Genomic DNA, 15,583 nt, shown 5'->3' on the forward strand with positions numbered 1-15,583 from the left:
CTCAGGATTCTCCCGCTACTGCTGAGGCATTACTGTCGCGGCGCATACCGAGAATATTGATGCCTTTCAATAGGGCGAGTGCCTCGTACAGCTGGTTGTCGCTGGATAATAATCCGCTGCTGGCCCTGCGGACATCGTCCCTGTTTTTCTGGTTGGCGTTATCGAGATGGCCGGACAGGTCTGCTTCTTTCACTTGCCGCCGAGTGTTTAGGGCGGTAACAGTCGCCCTTTCAACCAGAATGTCTGGCACGATGCCCTCGGCCTGAATGGAGCGGCCATTAGGTGTGAAATACAGGGCGGTGGTGAGCTTGATCGCCCGTGAATCTGATAGCGGTAGAACAGTTTGCACCGAACCCTTACCAAAGCTTTCGGTTCCCATAATGACAGCCCGACTGTGGTCCTGCAGCGCGCCGGCGACAATTTCGGAGGCACTCGCGGAACCCTGGTTGATCAGTACCACTATGGGTATGCCATCCGTAATATCTAGCGGGTCTGCACTGTAGGACACGTCTGCGTCTTCCACCCGTCCCTCGGTATAGACCACGGTGCCCCCGTTGAGAAACAGGCTGGCTACGTCGACACTGGAGCGCAAAATGCCGCCAGGATTATTGCGTAGATCCAGTACGAGGCCTTTCAGCTTTTCCTCTGACTGCAGCTTTTGCAAAGCCTCTCTTACATCAGTGCCGGTGCGGCGCTGAAATTGCGCTACCCGGATATAGCCATAGCCGTTTTCTAGCCAGCGCTCGCGCACACTGGCGACCTTGATGGTGTCTCGCACCAGCTTCACTTCAAACGGTTGGCTTTGACCCGTTCGTCCGATAGTCAGGTCTATATTGCTCCCTTTGGGGCCGCGCATGATATCGATCGCTTCGTTCAGCGACATGCCCTTGGCTGGCACGTTATCAAGCTTGAGTATGATGTCGCCGCTTTGCAGACCTGCTGCCTCTGCGGGTGAGCCATCGATGGGAGAGATGACTTTGACGTAGCCGTTCTCCATGCCCACCTCAATGCCCAGACCACTGAACTCCCCCTTGGTGGTGTCCTGCAAGCTCTTGAAGGCGTCTCGGGTCATGTACATGGAATGTGGGTCCAGCCCCATCAGCATCCCCTGTATGGCGTACTCCAACAAGGTGCTGTCATCGATTTCCTCGACATAGCCCTCACGAATCTGGTTGTATACTTCGGCGAAAGTGCGCAGTTCATCTAACGGTATGGCGCCCTGCTCCTTGGCCAGCGCAGTGGATGTTACAACGACGAGAGTGATTGCGGCGAGAAGGCCAGCCAGCGGTTGGTAAAGCGGGGAAAGACGGCGCATGGGGGCCCTTAAACCAGTCAAATAAAGAATGGCAAGTGTAACCTATTTCCCACGATGTGCGTCAAATAGGTATTTTCACTGGCGGGGGCAGGTGTTTACTTGCACCACTTCGCCGGATCCACAGGTTTGCCCTCGTGTCTCACCTCGAAGTAAAGGGCGGGGTCCTCTGCACCGCCACTGTTGCCGACTGTACTGACGGACGAGCCTGCCGACACCCATTCCCCAACGTTTCTGGTCAGGCTTTCATTGTGGGCGTACAGGCTCATGTACCCCTCCCCGTGATCGATGATCAACAGCAGGCCGGAACCTCGTAACCAGTCGGCGTACACCACTCTGCCCTGATGAATCGCCCGCACGACGGTGCCCTGTTGGGCGGGGATGGTCACGCCCTGCCAGCGCATCTTGCCCTGGTTACGGGGCTGATTGAAGCGGTTGCTTGTGTTGCCAGTCACCGGCCAGACCATTTTGCCGCGGGCACTCCGGAACGCTTTGTAGTTTTCGGGTACCGCGAGCTCCGTGACCGCCTCACGAATGGCGCTCAATAATTCTTCCAGTTGCTTGCGGTCCTGTCGCTTCGCCTCGAGCTTCGCGTTTTTGCCGATGATACTTTGCGCCAATGCCTGCGTTGCTCTTTTGCGCTGTGCCTGTGCAGCGATGAGCTCGGTCTGCTGTTTTTGCAGTGCGTAGCCGCGTTGCTCCAGTGCGGTGAGACTGAGATCGATGCGAGCTTGTAATGCTTGAAGTTTGTGCAGTGCGCTCCGGTAGTCTTCCAGCAGTGTATTTCTTGCTGTCAATAAATAACGGTAGTAGGCCAGCGAGCGTGCCATAGCGTGCGGGTTTTCCTGATTAAGGAGAATTTTGAGTTGTCCCTGACGACCCATTTTCCAGGCACTTCGAATCTCTTGCGCGATGCGATCTCTCTGTTTATCCAGCGCCGCCTGCTGTTCCGAGCGATCTCTCTCCAGGGCCGACAGTGCTTCTTGCTCTGCTGTCAGCTCGGCTTTGTTCCGATTGACATCCCGGCTCAGTGCGCCCAGATCGACTTCCGCATCACGTAACTGCTTTAGCAGATTATTTTGTCGGTTGGTGGCGCTGGAAAGCTCCTCGCTTATTTGCGTAATCTCAATTTCCAGTTGTTCGAGTTGCTTTCGCGTGTCATTTTCGGACTGGCCCAGCGCTTCGTGTGCCGAGAATAAAAGTGCGAGGACAGGCAGAATTGCGTGACAAAGCTGTTTGCAATGGGTTTCAGGCATTACCTTGTCCCCCTGAATAATCGCACTGGCAGCTTAGACGTGCTCGTCAAGCAGGCTGTTGCCTGTCATCTCATCGGGCTGTCGCATTTCCATCATGCTCAGCAGGGTGGGCGCAATATCAGCGAGAATGCCGCCGCTGGATTTGAGGGTGCGTTGCTTTGATCCAACATAGATCAGGGGCACCAGATCGGTCGTATGCTGGGTGTGCCGCTGACCAGATTCGTAATCCAGCATTTGTTCACAGTTGCCGTGATCTGCAGTAATCAAAGCTTGGCCGCCGGCTTCATGAAGCGCATGTTCTACCCTTCCCAGGCAAGTATCCAGTGTTTCCACAGCCTTGATTGCGGCCTCGTACACGCCAGTGTGCCCGACCATGTCGCCGTTGGCGTAGTTACAAACGATCAGGTCATATTGTTTGGAGCCGATCGCACGAACCAGTTCGTCGGTCAGTTCCACTGCACTCATTTCGGGCTGAAGGTCATAGGTGGCGACGTCTGGCGAGGGGATCAACTTGCGGTCTTCCCCTGCGAATTCCTTTTCGCGCCCGCCACTGAAAAAAAACGTCACGTGAGCGTATTTTTCTGTCTCGGCAATGCGGAGCTGCGTCATACCGCGCTGTGCTAAATAGTCACCTAACACATTATCCAGTTTCTGCGGTCCGTAGGCACAGTTGGCGTCGATGTCATCGGCGTAGGCCGTTGTCATAACAAAGTCGGTAAGCTCGGGCGCCGCGGTTCGCGTGAAACCGCTGAAAGAGGAGTCAGTGAATGCTTGGGTGAGTTGCCGCGCCCTATCGGCGCGGAAATTCATGAAGAGCACGGCATCGCCATCGCTCACTTTTGCGGGGGTTTGTGTTTCGTCAGCTATAACGGTGGGCAGAACGAACTCATCGGTCTCGTCTCTGTTGTAGGCGGACGCAAGCGCGTCGGTTGCGTTCGCGCTGCGGTGTTCGGCCGTGCCCTCGGCAAGGAGTCGGTAAGCTAGTTCTATTCGCTCCCAGCGCTTGTCACGGTCCATGGCGTAATAGCGTCCGCATAGAGAGGCGACACGACCGCAGCCCAGCTCTTTGAACAGTGTGTCAGCTTTTTGCAGTGAGTCACCGGCACTGCGCGGCGGTGTGTCGCGACCGTCCAGGAACGCGTGGAGGTAGACTTTTTTAGCGCCGCGGTCGGCGGCGAGCCGGATGGCGGCAAAAACCTGCTGCTCGTGACTGTGCACTCCGCCCGGTGAGAGTAGTCCGAAAATATGAACTGCGCCGCCGGTCGCAACCGCGTTGTCGATAGCGCGATTGTAGGCCGGGTTTTCGTTAAAGCTGCCATCGCGAATGGCCTGATCGATGCGCGAAATATTCTGGTAGACAACACGGCCAGCGCCGAGACTCATATGGCCGACCTCTGAATTGCCCATTTGCCCGCCGGGCAGGCCTACGTCTTCTCCTGAGGCGGATATGAGTGTGTGCGAGGTGTCGCGCCACAGCCGGTCCCACACCGGGGTATCGGCGTTGGCGATGGCGTTGTCACGGCGATCTTCGCGGTGTCCCCAGCCATCGAGGATGACCAGTACAGTGGGTGTTTTTTTGTTGGCGTGATTCATGGCTTGATGATCGGTCTGAAGGCCTGAGTAATTGCTACAGTGCGTCATTTTACCCTGTCTTGGGCGACTGCGCATTGCTGCTTGTATGACGTTCGGGCGGGACTGGCTGCACCCCGGTATAGCCTGTATACTGGGGTTCCGGCGACTGGTCTTAAGCAGGAACAGCGCCCGCGGCCCGCCGCCTCGCGACGACAACCTTACTTATCCGCAGGAATTAAGCGCAACAGCATGGCACTATTTCTAGAATTTCTGGCACAACAGTGGATCCAGGTCGCTGCTCTGTTGGCATTGGTCGCAATGCTGGTCTTTCATGAGTCGCGCAAGGGAGGGGCGTCAGTTTCGCCGCAACAGGCCATAAACCAGGTGAACGCCGAGGACGGTATATTCCTCGATTTGCGTGACGCTGCAGAATTTAACAAAGGACATATTGTAGACGCGGTCAACATCCCTGCTACTAAGCTGCCCGAGCGCATGGTAGAGCTGGAGAAGTACAAGGAAAAACCCGTGGTACTGGTGTGTAAGATGGGGCAGCAATCCGGCGCTGCAGGCAAGCAGCTGCGAGCCGCGGGTTACACCCGTGTGTCGAGGATGGCAGGCGGCATGATGGAGTGGGGCAACCTGCAACTGCCGGTGGTTTCATGAGCACGCCGTATTTTAGTCCTGACCTGCCGAGCGTGGCATGACTGCGCCGATAACGCTTTACACGACGCAGCGCTGCCCTTACTGCCTGCGCGCAAGAGCGCTGTTGGATAATAAGGGCGCTGCCTACCGTGATATCGCGGTGGATGGTGCTCCTGAACTGCGGCGTGAAATGATGGAACGCAGCGGTCGCCGCACCGTGCCGCAGATCTGGATAGGCGAGCAGCATATTGGCGGATTCGATGACCTGTACCGGCTGGAAATTGCCGGTCAACTGGATTTACTTCTCGGGCCGGACAGCGGTTCCTGATTCATTTAATTACCGGAGGATGGCTTGATGGCTGAAGAACAGGCAGGCGGTGCGCAACAGCGACCAGAGCAGCAGTTTACCATGCAGAAAATCTACACCAAGGACCTGTCCTTTGAATCGCCTGCTACTCCTGCGATTTTCACCAAACAGTGGCAGCCCACGCTCTCGGTGGATCTCAATACCCGCAGCGGATCGATCGATGAAGAGGGAAATTTTGAAGTTGTTCTGTCCATCACTGTCACTGCGAAGATGGATGAAGAAACCGGCTTCCTGATCGAAGTGCATCAGGCCGGCGTTTTCCTGGTTCGCGGATTCCAGCCTGACGAATTGAAACGTATTCTGGGAACCGCGGCGCCGAATGTCCTGTTTCCTTACGCCCGCGAAGCGATTGACGCGTTTTGTATCAAAGGTGGTTTCCCGCCACTGATGCTTGCGCCCGTTAACTTTGAGGCCGTTTACCAGCAGGCCCAGGCGCAGGCGCAAGCCGGCGCGGGAGAAACTGCTTCCCACTAGGCCATGGGCACGTTTCTTCTCGCCCGACCCTGTGGGTTGTGAGCTATTCCAGCCCGGGAAAGTTTACCTGTCGCAGGGCTTCATAGAGCACCAGTGCAGCGGCATTACTTAGGTTCAGGCTGCGACTGTCACTGCGCATGGGGATGCGCAGTGTGCCGCTCGGGCCCAGTTCGTCGAGAATGGATGTGGGTAGTCCGCGGGTCTCAGGACCGAAAAGCAGCGCGTCTCCTTCGCGGTAGTCAATCCGATGATACGCGGTGCCACCCCTTGTCGAGGCGGCGAACACTCGCGGGTTGCCAGTCTCCCGACGAAAATGAGCCAGGTTGGGGTGAACCTTTACCTGCGCGAATTCACGGTAGTCCAGCCCCGCCCGGCGCAGTTTCTTGTCTTCCAGGTCAAAACCGAGGGGCTCGATCAGATGCAGGGCACAGCCGGTATTGGCACACAGGCGGATGATGTTCCCCGTATTGGGCGGGATCTCGGGTTCAAACAGTACGATTTTGAACATAGGGTATCGCATACAGGGAAGCCAGCGCCCTTTTTCTCAGATTTTGGGCCCTGAGCAAAGCTTATTTGAGCCGTAAATGTACGCTGTGTCCTGTCACATATTCAGGTCTTTCATTTTTCGTGTCAGCGTATTGCGCCCCCAGCCCAGTAACTCGGCTGCGTCCCGCTTGCGGCCCTTGGAGTGTTGCAGGGCCACCTCGATCATAGCCCGTTCAAACGTAGGCACGGCGTCCTGCAGGATTTGCTGCTTGCCTTGTACCAGTTCGTTGCGGGCCCAGTTAAACAGTAGTTCGGGCCAGCCCGCCTGCTCCTTGGATTCTTTGGTGGGTGCAGCCTGTCCCAATTCCGGCGGTAGGTCGCTCAGGTGTACCTCGCGGCCCGAGGCCATCACCGTTATCCAGCGGCAGCAGTTCTCCAGCTGTCTGACGTTGCCTGGCCATTCCAGGCTGGTGAGAAAGGAGTTTGCCTCCGGTAGTAGGACCTTGGTCTCTGCACCAAGCTCTTGTGCCGCCTGCTGGAGGAAATACTTCATTAGCGCGGGGATGTCCTCTCGCCGTTCTGAAAGCTTGGGAATGTGTATGCGAATTACGTTCAGGCGATGGAACAGGTCTTCACGGAAGGTGCCCTGTTCAACCAGGTTTTCCAGATTCTGGTGCGTGGCGGCGATGATACGCACGTCTACCTTGACCGGGACATGGCCGCCCACCCGATAGAACTCGCCGTCAGCCAGTACGCGCAATAGGCGAGTCTGTGTATCGGCCAGCATATCGCCTATCTCGTCGAGGAACAGGGTGCCCCCATCCGCTTGCTCAAACCGCCCCTCTCGTTTCGCGTTGGCGCCGGTAAAAGCGCCTTTTTCGTGACCAAACAGTTCAGATTCCATTAAGTCCTTGGGTATGGCCGCCATGTTGAGAGCGATAAACGGGGCGCTGGCTCGGGGACTGTGGCGATGCAGGGCTCGGGCAACCAGCTCTTTACCCGTGCCGGACTCGCCGTTGATCAACACAGTGATATTGCTGTGCGCCAGCCTCCCAATGGCTCGAAACACCTCCTGCATGGCGGGCGCTTCACCGATGATCTCGGTTTGCTGCGGCACGTCCTCCTGTGGCGGGGCGCTGCCCCGGGCTTCCAGTGCGTGGGCGAGCGCACGCTGGGTGACGGCGACCACCTCGTCGAGGTCAAAGGGCTTGGGTAAGTACTCAAAAGCCCCTTTTTGATAGGAGGTGACCGCACTGTCGAGATCCGAGTGTGCGGTGGTAATGATGACGGGGACGTCCGGGTACCCACTCTTGATCAAGGAGAGCAACTCAAGGCCATCGGTGCCGGGCATACGGATATCGCTAATAATGACATCCGGTTGCCCGGTCTCAATTTGCTGGAGCAGTTCGTCGGCATCTGCGAAACTTCGGTTGGCGATGCCTGCCTGATTCAGAGCGCGTTCCAGCACCCAGCGAATGGAGCTGTCATCGTCGACTACCCAGACTTTAGTGTGGCTGTTCATGAATTTTTTCCATAGGTAAATACAAGGTAAAGCGCGTTTCTCCGGGGCGGCTGTCGCACTCGATCGTGCCGTCGTGCATGTGAGCGATGGATTGCGCGATAGAGAGCCCCAGTCCGGTGCCATGGGCTCGACCGGTGACCATGGGGGCGAATATGGAGGGCATTATGTCCGGGGCAATCCCGGGCCCGTTATCGATGATCTCAATGCCGCACGCCAGCCTGTGCAGCGTGCCGCCGATAGTGAATTGCCGCTGAGCGCGGCTGCGCAGCATGATATTGCAGGATCGCAGGCTCTCTGCTGCCTGTATGGCGTTGCGCATGATGTTCAGCACCACCTGAATCAACTGTGCCCGGTCAAATTCGAACTCCGGTAGGCTGGGATCGTAATCCCGCACAATCGTGACCCGGTTTTCGGACTCGGCGTTGATGAGATTGCGCACGTGCTCCAGTACCTCGTGAATATTGAGTTTTTGCTTGTTTAACTCCCGGGTGGGGCCCAATAGACGGTCGACGAGGTCGCGCAGGCGATCCGCTTCGCGAATAATGACGTTGGTGTATTCGGCCAGCTCTTCGTTCGGCAGCTCTCTTGCGAGTAGCTGAGCAGCACCCCTGACGCCACCCAGCGGGTTCTTGATCTCATGGGCCAAGCCGCGGATGACGGCCCGGCTGGTCTCTTGCGTGCGGTGGTGATTACCCTCCCGACTGATTCTCAGCAGGCGGTCCACAGCTGTCAGCTCTACCAGCAGGCTAAAAGGTGCCTCTTCGGTCACGGGAGTAATCACGAGATCTACCAGAATTTTATGGCCGGAGTGCAGGCAGAGCGTGAAGCTGCGGCTCGCCCGAGTGGTTTTACTTGCCGCCGCCTGCTGCAGGTGTTCCAGCCACTCACTCGACTCCAAAAGTAACAGCCTCGCGTGCAGACCGATACAGCGGGCTTTTGACGTCTCCAGCAGTGCTTCGCCGGCCGAATTGAGTGCTGTGACCTGCAGCGCATCATCGAGCGCAATCACGCCGGTGCTCATGCTGTCCAGTAATTCCAGGTCGTGTTCCATTCCTGCCTCTTGGTAAAGCCCGACGGGTTGTCCGTTCTGCTCGCAGCAGGGGGCACGTGACGCCGTTATTAAGTATTAGCAAAAATGGAGCCAAAACAGCGGCTTGAGCGGATTAATTTCTGTAAATGCCAGAAATTTGTGCAACCGGGGTGCACACAAGCCCGGCAGCAGGCACGGGTTTGATTAATGTGGGCCCGAGAGGCTCCAGGCAGCCGGGTGAGAAGACTGTGCACAGGCCTTCAGCGCACCATTATGGTGCATTAAGAGGGGGGCCCTGTCCAGTACAGCGGGCTTTATTTGCGGAAATTGATGGAGGGCCGGTGGACGTAAACCCGCACAGGGTCTGACAGAGCGATGGTGTTACCGCTGCGGTCGATTGCGCCGACGGTGATGTCGTGGGCCCCGCGAAACACGTTGGTAAGATCCCAGATCATGCTGGCCTGGGCACTGCCGCTGGGTTCGTCATCCATAAATAACTGCAGGCTTTCATACTTCTTCAGGGCGGGTTGAATAGCCACCGTGACGGTGAAGTTGCCATGACCCCGCGGGATGGAGGTTTCATCGGCAGGACTGGTTATGGCGATCGTATAGGACGTCTGATTCACCGCCGGGGTGTCTGTCGGAGACTTCAGTGCAGGGATAATAGCCCGTGGTGGAGAGGTCGTATTGGTGGGTTGCAGGCCTACCGGCTCCGCTGCGCGACTGTTGGCGGAGGGTGCGTCGGTGAAGACCACGTTGCCGACTTCGTCAGTCGTGCGGTAGATGGATTGTGCCGCGGCCGCCGGCGCCAGCAGTACAAGGGCAAATGCGATAATTCTGAGCATGCGGTTTTCCTCCCCTGAATGACGACAGTAACAGAAGTGGCGTGGATATATGAACATCCCGTCCGGTCGTCTTGCTGCAGCAGGCAGAAAAAAGGCCCGCCGGAGCGAGCCTTTTTCCCAAGGGCACAAAAACGGCCCCTGACAGGAAGGTCTACAAGGAGTAGTACATGTCGAACTCGACAGGGTGAGTGGTCATATCGAGGGTTTCGACCTCCTCCTGCTTGAGGTCGATGTAAGCGTCGATCATGTCGTCGGTGAATACGCCGCCAGCCGTGAGAAAGCTGCGATCCGCGTCGAGGGCTTCGAGGGCCTGGCTCAGGCTGGAAGCAACCGTCGGAATCGATTCCGCTTCTTCTGCGGGCAGGTCGTACAAATCCTTGTCGGCTGCGTCGCCGGGGTGGATCTTGTTCTGAATACCATCGATACCTGCCATTAGCATCGCTGCAAAGGCCAGATAGGGGTTGCCAGTCGGATCCGGAAAGCGAACCTCGATGCGCTTGCCCCGAGGGCTTGGCTCATAGGGAATACGGATGGACGCAGATCGGTTGCGGGCCGAGTAGGCCAGCATGACAGGCGCTTCGAACCCCGGCACCAGTCGCTTGTAGCTGTTGGTAGACGCATTGGTAAATGCGTTCAGTGCACGGGCGTGCTTGATGATGCCGCCGATGTAATACAGTGCTTCTTCAGACAGGCCGGCATAGCTGTCGCCAGCAAACACGTTTTCCTTGCCCTTGGCGATGGACTGGTGGCAGTGCATGCCAGAACCGTTGTCGCCGACCAGCGGCTTGGGCATGAAGGTGGCCGTTTTGCCATAGGCGTGGGCTACATTGTGCACGCAGTACTTGAGGATTTGCGTTTCATCTGCCTTGGTAACCAGCGTGTTGAACCGCACGCCAATTTCACATTGGCCGGCGGTGCCTACCTCGTGGTGATGCACTTCGATGTCCAGGCCCATCTGCTCCATGGCCGCGCACATTGCCGCACGAATATCATGCAGTGAGTCAACAGGCGGTACCGGGAAGTAGCCACCCTTCACGCCGGGGCGGTGCCCGATGTTGCCTTCATCGAACGAGTGGTTGGACGCCCACGCTGCTTCTTCGGAGCCAATGGTATAGCCTGCACCTGACATGTCGGCGTGCCACTTGACGTCATCGAAGACGAAAAATTCGGGCTCGTTACCGAAAAAAGCCGTGTCGCCAAGACCGGTAGACTTGAGGAATTCCTCGGCACGTTTGGCAACGGAACGGGGGTCACGTTCGTAGCCCTGCATGGTGGTGGGCTCGACGATGTCGCAGCGCAGGATAACGGTCGCTTCATCGGTAAAGGGGTCGAGTATCGAGGTAGAGTCGTCGGGCATGAGAATCATGTCCGATTCGTTAATGCCCTTCCAGCCTGCGATGGACGAGCCATCGAACATCTTGCCGCCTTCGAAGAAGTCTTCGCTGACCTCTTTGGAAGGTATGGTGACGTGCTGTTCTTTACCGCGGGTATCGGTGAAGCGCAGGTCGACCCAGCGTGCCTCGTTGTCTTTGATCAGCTTCAGGGTTTCGTTGGACATTGTTTGTTCTCCAGTTGGGCATTAATCAGGTCGGGTGCGCCGGCCTATCGACATTTCCTGACGCCGGACAGTGCGGGCGACACAGGTATTCATCAGTGGTGTCAGAGGTAGCAAAAGCTGTGCCACAATGGCGCTGACAGCAACCCTTTGAAATTCCGAAGTTTTCCACCATTCATCGCTCAGGGCTGATGAGACATGCACCATATTAGCACACGCATGCACCAATATGGTGCGGGACGTGTCGGGGCAGGGTCAGCGTGCGGTCCGAGCAATCGTCAGGGTGGTCTTTAGTGCAGCCATCCTGATCAGACGCAGTGGTTATGGCCCCAATGCTGTTCGTTGTCAAGTATTTCCCCAAATCACCATGGTGACCCAGCCGTTGCGACAGCAACTCAAGCGCCATTGGCCCCGCCATGGATATTTACTGTTGCTGGGGCAGGCTGTGGTTGGAAACCGCCCCTGTCGGGCCGGCGATAACATGCTTGGGTGCTGCGCAGCGGGTGCGCTGCAATTGCCAGACATGCCCGCCCGGATCAGCTGTGGGCCTGACAAAAAAATTCGATCTGACCCTGCCGTCCTAGGCCGCAGCCCTGTGCGCTTGCTGCGGTGGTGCGGGCATGACTCGCGGGATACCGTGCGCAAAGGCATCTTGGTTGAAGCACCAAGTCAGAAATAGACTGCCAAGATAACGCCCCGTCACCCCGGGATAGTGTATACTCCGCGCGCTTTTTGCCCTCCGGCTATCCTAGAGGTACCTCCCTTGATTGAACAACTGCGCAATATCGCCATCATCGCCCATGTTGACCATGGTAAGACCACTTTGGTGGACTGCCTGCTGCAACAGTCTGGCACACTGGATCGTCGCAGCGAGGGCGCCGAGCGGGTGATGGATTCCAGCGACCAGGAGCGTGAGCGCGGGATTACCATCCTGGCGAAGAATACAGCGATCGAGTGGGATGGCTACCACATCAACATTGTTGACACGCCGGGGCACGCGGATTTTGGTGGCGAGGTAGAGCGGGTGCTATCCATGGTCGATTCGGTGTTGCTGTTGGTGGATGCAGTAGATGGCCCGATGCCACAGACACGCTTTGTGACTGCCAAGGCCTTCGAGCAGGGGTTGAACCCGATCGTCGTGGTGAACAAGGTGGACCGTGATGGCGCCCGACCGGACTGGGTGGTCGACCAGGTCTTTGACCTGTTTGACCGTCTCGGCGCAACAGAGGAGCAACTGGATTTCCCCGTGGTCTACACCTCCGCGATCGAAGGTGTGGCGGGCCTCGATCACGAGGAGATGGGGACGGACATGAAGAGCCTGTTCCACACCATAATAGAGCGCGTGCCCGCGCCTCAGGTGAATTCCGAGGGGCCGCTGCAAATGCAGATCAGTGCACTGGATTACTCCAGCTACGTCGGCGTCATCGGCGTGGGTCGAATAACCCGTGGCAGACTGACACCCAACTCACCGGTTGTGGTTGTCGACCGGGAAGGGGAGACGCTGAAGGGACGGGTGCTGCAGGTGATGGGTTACCTCGGGCTGGAGCGGGTGGATGTCGAATCAGCCCAGGCGGGTGATATTGTCTGTGTGACGGGTATAGACGGCCTCAATATTTCCGACACGCTTTGCGACCCCGAGACGCCTGAGGCGCTGCCGGCCCTTTCTGTTGATGAGCCGACGGTTAGCATGACATTTCAGGTTAATGATTCGCCCTTCGCGGGCAAAGAGGGAAAATATGTCACCTCCCGCAATATCAAGGAGCGGTTGGAGCGCGAGCTGATACACAACGTGGCCCTGCGAGTAGAGCCCGGTGATACCCCCGACAAGTTCAAGGTGTCAGGGCGTGGCGAGCTGCACCTGTCAGTGCTGATTGAATCTATGCGACGGGAAGGTTTCGAACTTGGGGTTTCCCGCCCGGAGGTCATCCGGCGTGAAGTGGATGGTGAAATCCAGGAGCCTTACGAGCAGCTGGTGATCGACTGTGAGGAGCAGCATCAGGGGGCGGTGATGGAAGAGATCGGCCAGCGCCGCGGCGAACTCGAAGATATGGTGCCCGATGGCAAGGGACGTCTGCGACTGGCCTTTATTATTCCTGCCCGGGGATTGATCGGCTTTCGCTCGCTGTTTCTGACCATGACATCGGGCAGTGGCATCATGACATCTGTTTTTGACCATTACGGTCCGGTAAAAGAAGCAGAGATCATTCACCGCAGCAATGGTGTTCTGGTCTCGATGGTGCAAGGCAAAACGCTCGCCTATGCCATTTACAATTTGCAGGATCGCGGCCGTATGTTTATCGATCCAAACATTGATATCTACGAAGGGCAGATCGTCGGTTTGCACAGTCGAGGCAACGACCTTCCGGTCAATCCCACCAAGGCGAAGCAGCTCACCAACGTACGCGCGTCCGGCACAGACGAAGCGCTCACACTCACCCCGCCCGTGAGGCGCTCGCTGGAGCAGGCCCTCGAATTTATTGAAGATGACGAACTGGTGGAGGTCACGCCTGACAGCATTCGGCTGCGCAAGAAGCTTTTGAAAGAACACGAGCGCAGGCGGGCGTCTCGCGCCTAATCCCATGCGTGCACTTCTGCAGCGTGTTAGCAGAGCGGCGGTGAACGTGGCGGGTGTGGATGTCGGCCGGATCGACCATGGCCTGCTGGTGCTTCTCGGTCTTGATAAGCATGACAACCGCGATGTCGCTGACCGAATGATCGATAAACTACTGGCTTATCGCCTGTTTGCCGATGCCGAGGGAAGGCTGAATCGGAACGTGGCCGACGTGGCTGGTGGCGTTTTGCTGGTGTCCCAGTTCACCCTCTCTGCCGATACTCGCAAGGGCCTGCGGCCCTCCTTTTCCTCTGCCATGCCACCGGCCCGGGCCAGGGAACTCTATGATTACACGCTGGATGCTTTGCACCGGCGATACTCGCCGGTGGAGTCAGGACAGTTCGGGGCGGATATGCAGGTCGCCCTGATAAACGACGGCCCCGTCACGTTTCTGCTAGAGGTTCACGGCGACTGAAGCGTTGTTCATTCAGTGGCTGGCCGTGCAGTACATTTGCCGGTGGGGAATACCGTCTTCGAGATAGACGTCTCCCCGCGGAACAAATCCCGCGGACTCGTAGAACGCTTGCAGGTGAGCCTGTGCGCTGATGCGCACGTCGTTATCGGGCCAGCGCGAGAGGTTGTGCTCTATGCCTCGTTTCACCAGCTCCCGGCCCAGTTGACGGCCACGGTTTTCGGGTGACACCACGACCCTGCCCAGGATGCTGTCCGGGCACCGAGCGTCGGGAGAAATACAGCGCTGGTAGGCCAGTAACTGGCTACCTTCCGTGGCCAGCATGTGCAGAGCCTGCTGGTCCCTGTCGTCTGTATCGAGGTAGATGCAGGCCTGCTCCACTACGAATACAGCCTGGCGCAGTCGCAGTACTGAGTAGAGTTTTTGTGGGCCCAGCTCGTCGAATGTCAGTGTTTGCCACAGCATGATATACCTCACAGATTTTTATTAATTGCCCCACCCGCATTATCGTGTGTGACGTTCTCGGGGCTGTCATAAGTTGTTACTATAACGAAATATGAAGGCTGCTCGCTCGGTGAAAGCCGTGTCGATAGTGAGCCGCGTCGAAGCGGGGTACCTTGGCCCGCTGGCGAACAGAGCAAAATAGGGACAGGCAGATGTTTGTCAATATTGATGCACAGGACATTGCAGCGTTGAGTCAGCAGTTCGGTACCCTGGTTGGCGAGTTGCTGGAGGTCGTGAACATGCGCGGCCAGCTTCACGATATCGAAATCACGCCGGCGGGTAATTTCCGCGGGTTCGACGATCGTCAGTTTTACGTGATCCTTGACGGTTCTGTTAGTGCGCGGTACCAGGGCAAGAGCATCTACACCCTGGAGACCGGCGATATGCTGTTACCCGATGTGACCGGTGGCCTGGACACCGCTATTGCAGTGGAGTACGCCAGTGATACTGGCGCCAGCTTGCGAAGCTACCCCGCACTGGAGTTTATGCAGCGTGTTTTTGATGAGCCCGTTGCTATTCGGTTATGGACCCGACTGCTGGTAACCTACGCCGGGCTGGTAACGCGGATTGCCGCTGCAGGCGTCAATGAACCGCCCGCAACGCCGGGATTCGAGTCCTACAGCGAGGGGCAGATAATTATTCGGCAGGGCGACGAGGCAGACTATGTCTACTATATGCGTTCTGGCGAGGCGGAGGTGCTGGTGAGTGGCGTGAACGTAGCAATAATTGGTGAGGGTGAGATTTTCGGCGCAATGGCTGTGCTCACCTGCACCAGTCGCAGTGCTACGGTGCGGGCCCGAACGGCATGTGCTGTAGACAAGGTGCCCAAGGATCAGTTCACCGAACTGATCAAGAGCAACCCTGCCACGATAAACAGTCTTATGGTTGATATGGCAAACTCTATCGTGAATTTAAACGAGCAGCTGGCGGGCTCTCGCGTCAAGGCTCGCGAAGAGCGTCGGCAAGACAAGCAGTGATCGCAGCAATAGTATGGG

15 protein-coding genes are annotated in these 15,583 nt (G+C 57.3%); 6 read left to right on the top strand and 9 right to left on the bottom strand.

All coding sequences use genetic code 11. The features are described 5' to 3' along the window. Position 1: 1 nt before the first annotated feature. From EYC82_RS13300 to gpmI, 3 genes are all read right to left on the bottom strand, one after another. Positions 2-1,315 (bottom strand): S41 family peptidase, encoded by a 1,314-nt coding sequence (locus EYC82_RS13300; RefSeq protein WP_279250026.1) that lies wholly within the window; start codon positions 1,313-1,315, stop codon positions 2-4. Between the two features lie 95 nt (positions 1,316-1,410). Further along, positions 1,411-2,568 (bottom strand): murein hydrolase activator EnvC family protein, encoded by a 1,158-nt coding sequence (locus EYC82_RS13305; RefSeq protein WP_279250027.1) that lies wholly within the window; start codon positions 2,566-2,568, stop codon positions 1,411-1,413. A 33-nt stretch (positions 2,569-2,601) separates the two neighbouring features. Next, positions 2,602-4,161, bottom strand: coding sequence for a 2,3-bisphosphoglycerate-independent phosphoglycerate mutase (gene gpmI / locus EYC82_RS13310; protein WP_279250700.1), 1,560 nt, complete (start codon positions 4,159-4,161; stop codon positions 2,602-2,604). A 228-nt stretch (positions 4,162-4,389) separates the two neighbouring features. Between gpmI and EYC82_RS13315 the strand changes: the two genes are divergently transcribed. The 3 genes from EYC82_RS13315 to secB are packed head-to-tail and all read left to right on the top strand — an operon-like array spanning position 4,390 to position 5,623. Next, positions 4,390-4,803, top strand: a complete 414-nt coding sequence (locus tag EYC82_RS13315; RefSeq protein ID WP_279250028.1) for a rhodanese-like domain-containing protein — start codon at positions 4,390-4,392, stop codon at positions 4,801-4,803. Positions 4,804-4,840: 37 nt separating this feature from the next. Continuing rightward, positions 4,841-5,110 carry a glutaredoxin 3 gene (gene grxC / locus EYC82_RS13320; protein WP_279250029.1) on the top strand — a complete coding sequence of 90 codons (270 nt, stop codon included), beginning with the start codon at positions 4,841-4,843 and terminating at the stop codon, positions 5,108-5,110. A 27-nt stretch (positions 5,111-5,137) separates the two neighbouring features. After that, positions 5,138-5,623 (top strand): protein-export chaperone SecB, encoded by a 486-nt coding sequence (secB, locus tag EYC82_RS13325; RefSeq protein ID WP_279250030.1) that lies wholly within the window; start codon positions 5,138-5,140, stop codon positions 5,621-5,623. Positions 5,624-5,666: 43 nt separating this feature from the next. On the opposite strand, the gene EYC82_RS13330 is transcribed toward secB, so the two are convergent. The 5 genes from EYC82_RS13330 to glnA form a co-directional block, all read right to left on the bottom strand. After that, positions 5,667-6,131 (bottom strand): tRNA (cytidine(34)-2'-O)-methyltransferase, encoded by a 465-nt coding sequence (locus EYC82_RS13330; RefSeq protein WP_279250031.1) that lies wholly within the window; start codon positions 6,129-6,131, stop codon positions 5,667-5,669. 93 nt (positions 6,132-6,224) lie between these two features. Further along, positions 6,225-7,631 (bottom strand): nitrogen regulation protein NR(I), encoded by a 1,407-nt coding sequence (ntrC, locus tag EYC82_RS13335; RefSeq protein ID WP_279250032.1) that lies wholly within the window; start codon positions 7,629-7,631, stop codon positions 6,225-6,227. Beyond that, positions 7,615-8,682 carry a nitrogen regulation protein NR(II) gene (gene glnL / locus EYC82_RS13340; RefSeq protein WP_279250033.1) on the bottom strand — a complete coding sequence of 356 codons (1,068 nt, stop codon included), beginning with the start codon at positions 8,680-8,682 and terminating at the stop codon, positions 7,615-7,617. Before glnL ends, ntrC begins: the two co-directional genes overlap by 17 nt. 293 nt (positions 8,683-8,975) lie before the next feature. Then, complete coding sequence (locus EYC82_RS13345; protein ID WP_279250034.1) at positions 8,976-9,506, bottom strand: DUF4124 domain-containing protein; 531 nt, start codon at positions 9,504-9,506, stop codon at positions 8,976-8,978. A 151-nt stretch (positions 9,507-9,657) separates the two neighbouring features. After that, positions 9,658-11,064, bottom strand: coding sequence for a glutamate--ammonia ligase (glnA, locus tag EYC82_RS13350; protein ID WP_279250035.1), 1,407 nt, complete (start codon positions 11,062-11,064; stop codon positions 9,658-9,660). A gap of 760 nt (positions 11,065-11,824) precedes the next feature. On the opposite strand from glnA, the gene typA reads away from it, so the two are divergent. Further along, positions 11,825-13,636: a translational GTPase TypA gene (gene typA, locus EYC82_RS13355; RefSeq protein WP_279250036.1), complete on the top strand. Its 1,812-nt coding sequence runs from the start codon at positions 11,825-11,827 to the stop codon at positions 13,634-13,636. Between the two features lie 4 nt (positions 13,637-13,640). Then, on the top strand, positions 13,641-14,087 hold the full coding sequence (dtd, locus tag EYC82_RS13360; RefSeq protein ID WP_279250037.1) for a D-aminoacyl-tRNA deacylase: 447 nt from the start codon (positions 13,641-13,643) through the stop codon (positions 14,085-14,087). A 12-nt stretch (positions 14,088-14,099) separates the two neighbouring features. Here dtd and EYC82_RS13365 read toward each other — a convergent pair whose 3' ends face one another. Next, entirely contained in the window at positions 14,100-14,549 is a 450-nt protein-coding gene (locus EYC82_RS13365) for a GNAT family N-acetyltransferase (protein ID WP_279250038.1), read from the bottom strand. A 191-nt stretch (positions 14,550-14,740) separates the two neighbouring features. On the opposite strand from EYC82_RS13365, the gene EYC82_RS13370 reads away from it, so the two are divergent. Beyond that, the gene (locus EYC82_RS13370; protein WP_279250039.1) at positions 14,741-15,565 is read left to right on the top strand and encodes a cyclic nucleotide-binding domain-containing protein; all 825 of its coding nucleotides are present in this window, start codon (positions 14,741-14,743) and stop codon (positions 15,563-15,565) included. Positions 15,566-15,583: the final 18 nt, after the last annotated feature.

The organism is Candidatus Marimicrobium litorale, assembly GCF_026262645.1.
GTDB lineage: Bacteria > Pseudomonadota > Gammaproteobacteria > Pseudomonadales > Halieaceae > Marimicrobium > Marimicrobium litorale.

Excerpts from the sequence above, each read along its gene's own strand:
- EYC82_RS13365 (WP_279250038.1), bottom strand. The coding sequence starts at position 14,549 with ATGCTGTGGCAAACACTGACATTCGACGAGCTGGGCCCACAAAAACTC.
- grxC (WP_279250029.1), top strand. The coding sequence starts at position 4,841 with ATGACTGCGCCGATAACGCTTTACACGACGCAGCGCTGCCCTTACTGC.
- ntrC (WP_279250032.1), bottom strand. The coding sequence starts at position 7,631 with ATGAACAGCCACACTAAAGTCTGGGTAGTCGACGATGACAGCTCCATT.
- secB (WP_279250030.1), top strand. The coding sequence starts at position 5,138 with ATGGCTGAAGAACAGGCAGGCGGTGCGCAACAGCGACCAGAGCAGCAG.
- EYC82_RS13345 (WP_279250034.1), bottom strand. The coding sequence starts at position 9,506 with ATGCTCAGAATTATCGCATTTGCCCTTGTACTGCTGGCGCCGGCGGCC.
- EYC82_RS13330 (WP_279250031.1), bottom strand. The coding sequence starts at position 6,131 with ATGTTCAAAATCGTACTGTTTGAACCCGAGATCCCGCCCAATACGGGG.
- EYC82_RS13305 (WP_279250027.1), bottom strand. The coding sequence starts at position 2,568 with ATGCCTGAAACCCATTGCAAACAGCTTTGTCACGCAATTCTGCCTGTC.
- EYC82_RS13300 (WP_279250026.1), bottom strand. The coding sequence starts at position 1,315 with ATGCGCCGTCTTTCCCCGCTTTACCAACCGCTGGCTGGCCTTCTCGCC.
- EYC82_RS13370 (WP_279250039.1), top strand. The coding sequence starts at position 14,741 with ATGTTTGTCAATATTGATGCACAGGACATTGCAGCGTTGAGTCAGCAG.
- glnL (WP_279250033.1), bottom strand. The coding sequence starts at position 8,682 with ATGGAACACGACCTGGAATTACTGGACAGCATGAGCACCGGCGTGATT.
- EYC82_RS13315 (WP_279250028.1), top strand. The coding sequence starts at position 4,390 with ATGGCACTATTTCTAGAATTTCTGGCACAACAGTGGATCCAGGTCGCT.
- gpmI (WP_279250700.1), bottom strand. The coding sequence starts at position 4,161 with ATGAATCACGCCAACAAAAAAACACCCACTGTACTGGTCATCCTCGAT.
- glnA (WP_279250035.1), bottom strand. The coding sequence starts at position 11,064 with ATGTCCAACGAAACCCTGAAGCTGATCAAAGACAACGAGGCACGCTGG.
- dtd (WP_279250037.1), top strand. The coding sequence starts at position 13,641 with ATGCGTGCACTTCTGCAGCGTGTTAGCAGAGCGGCGGTGAACGTGGCG.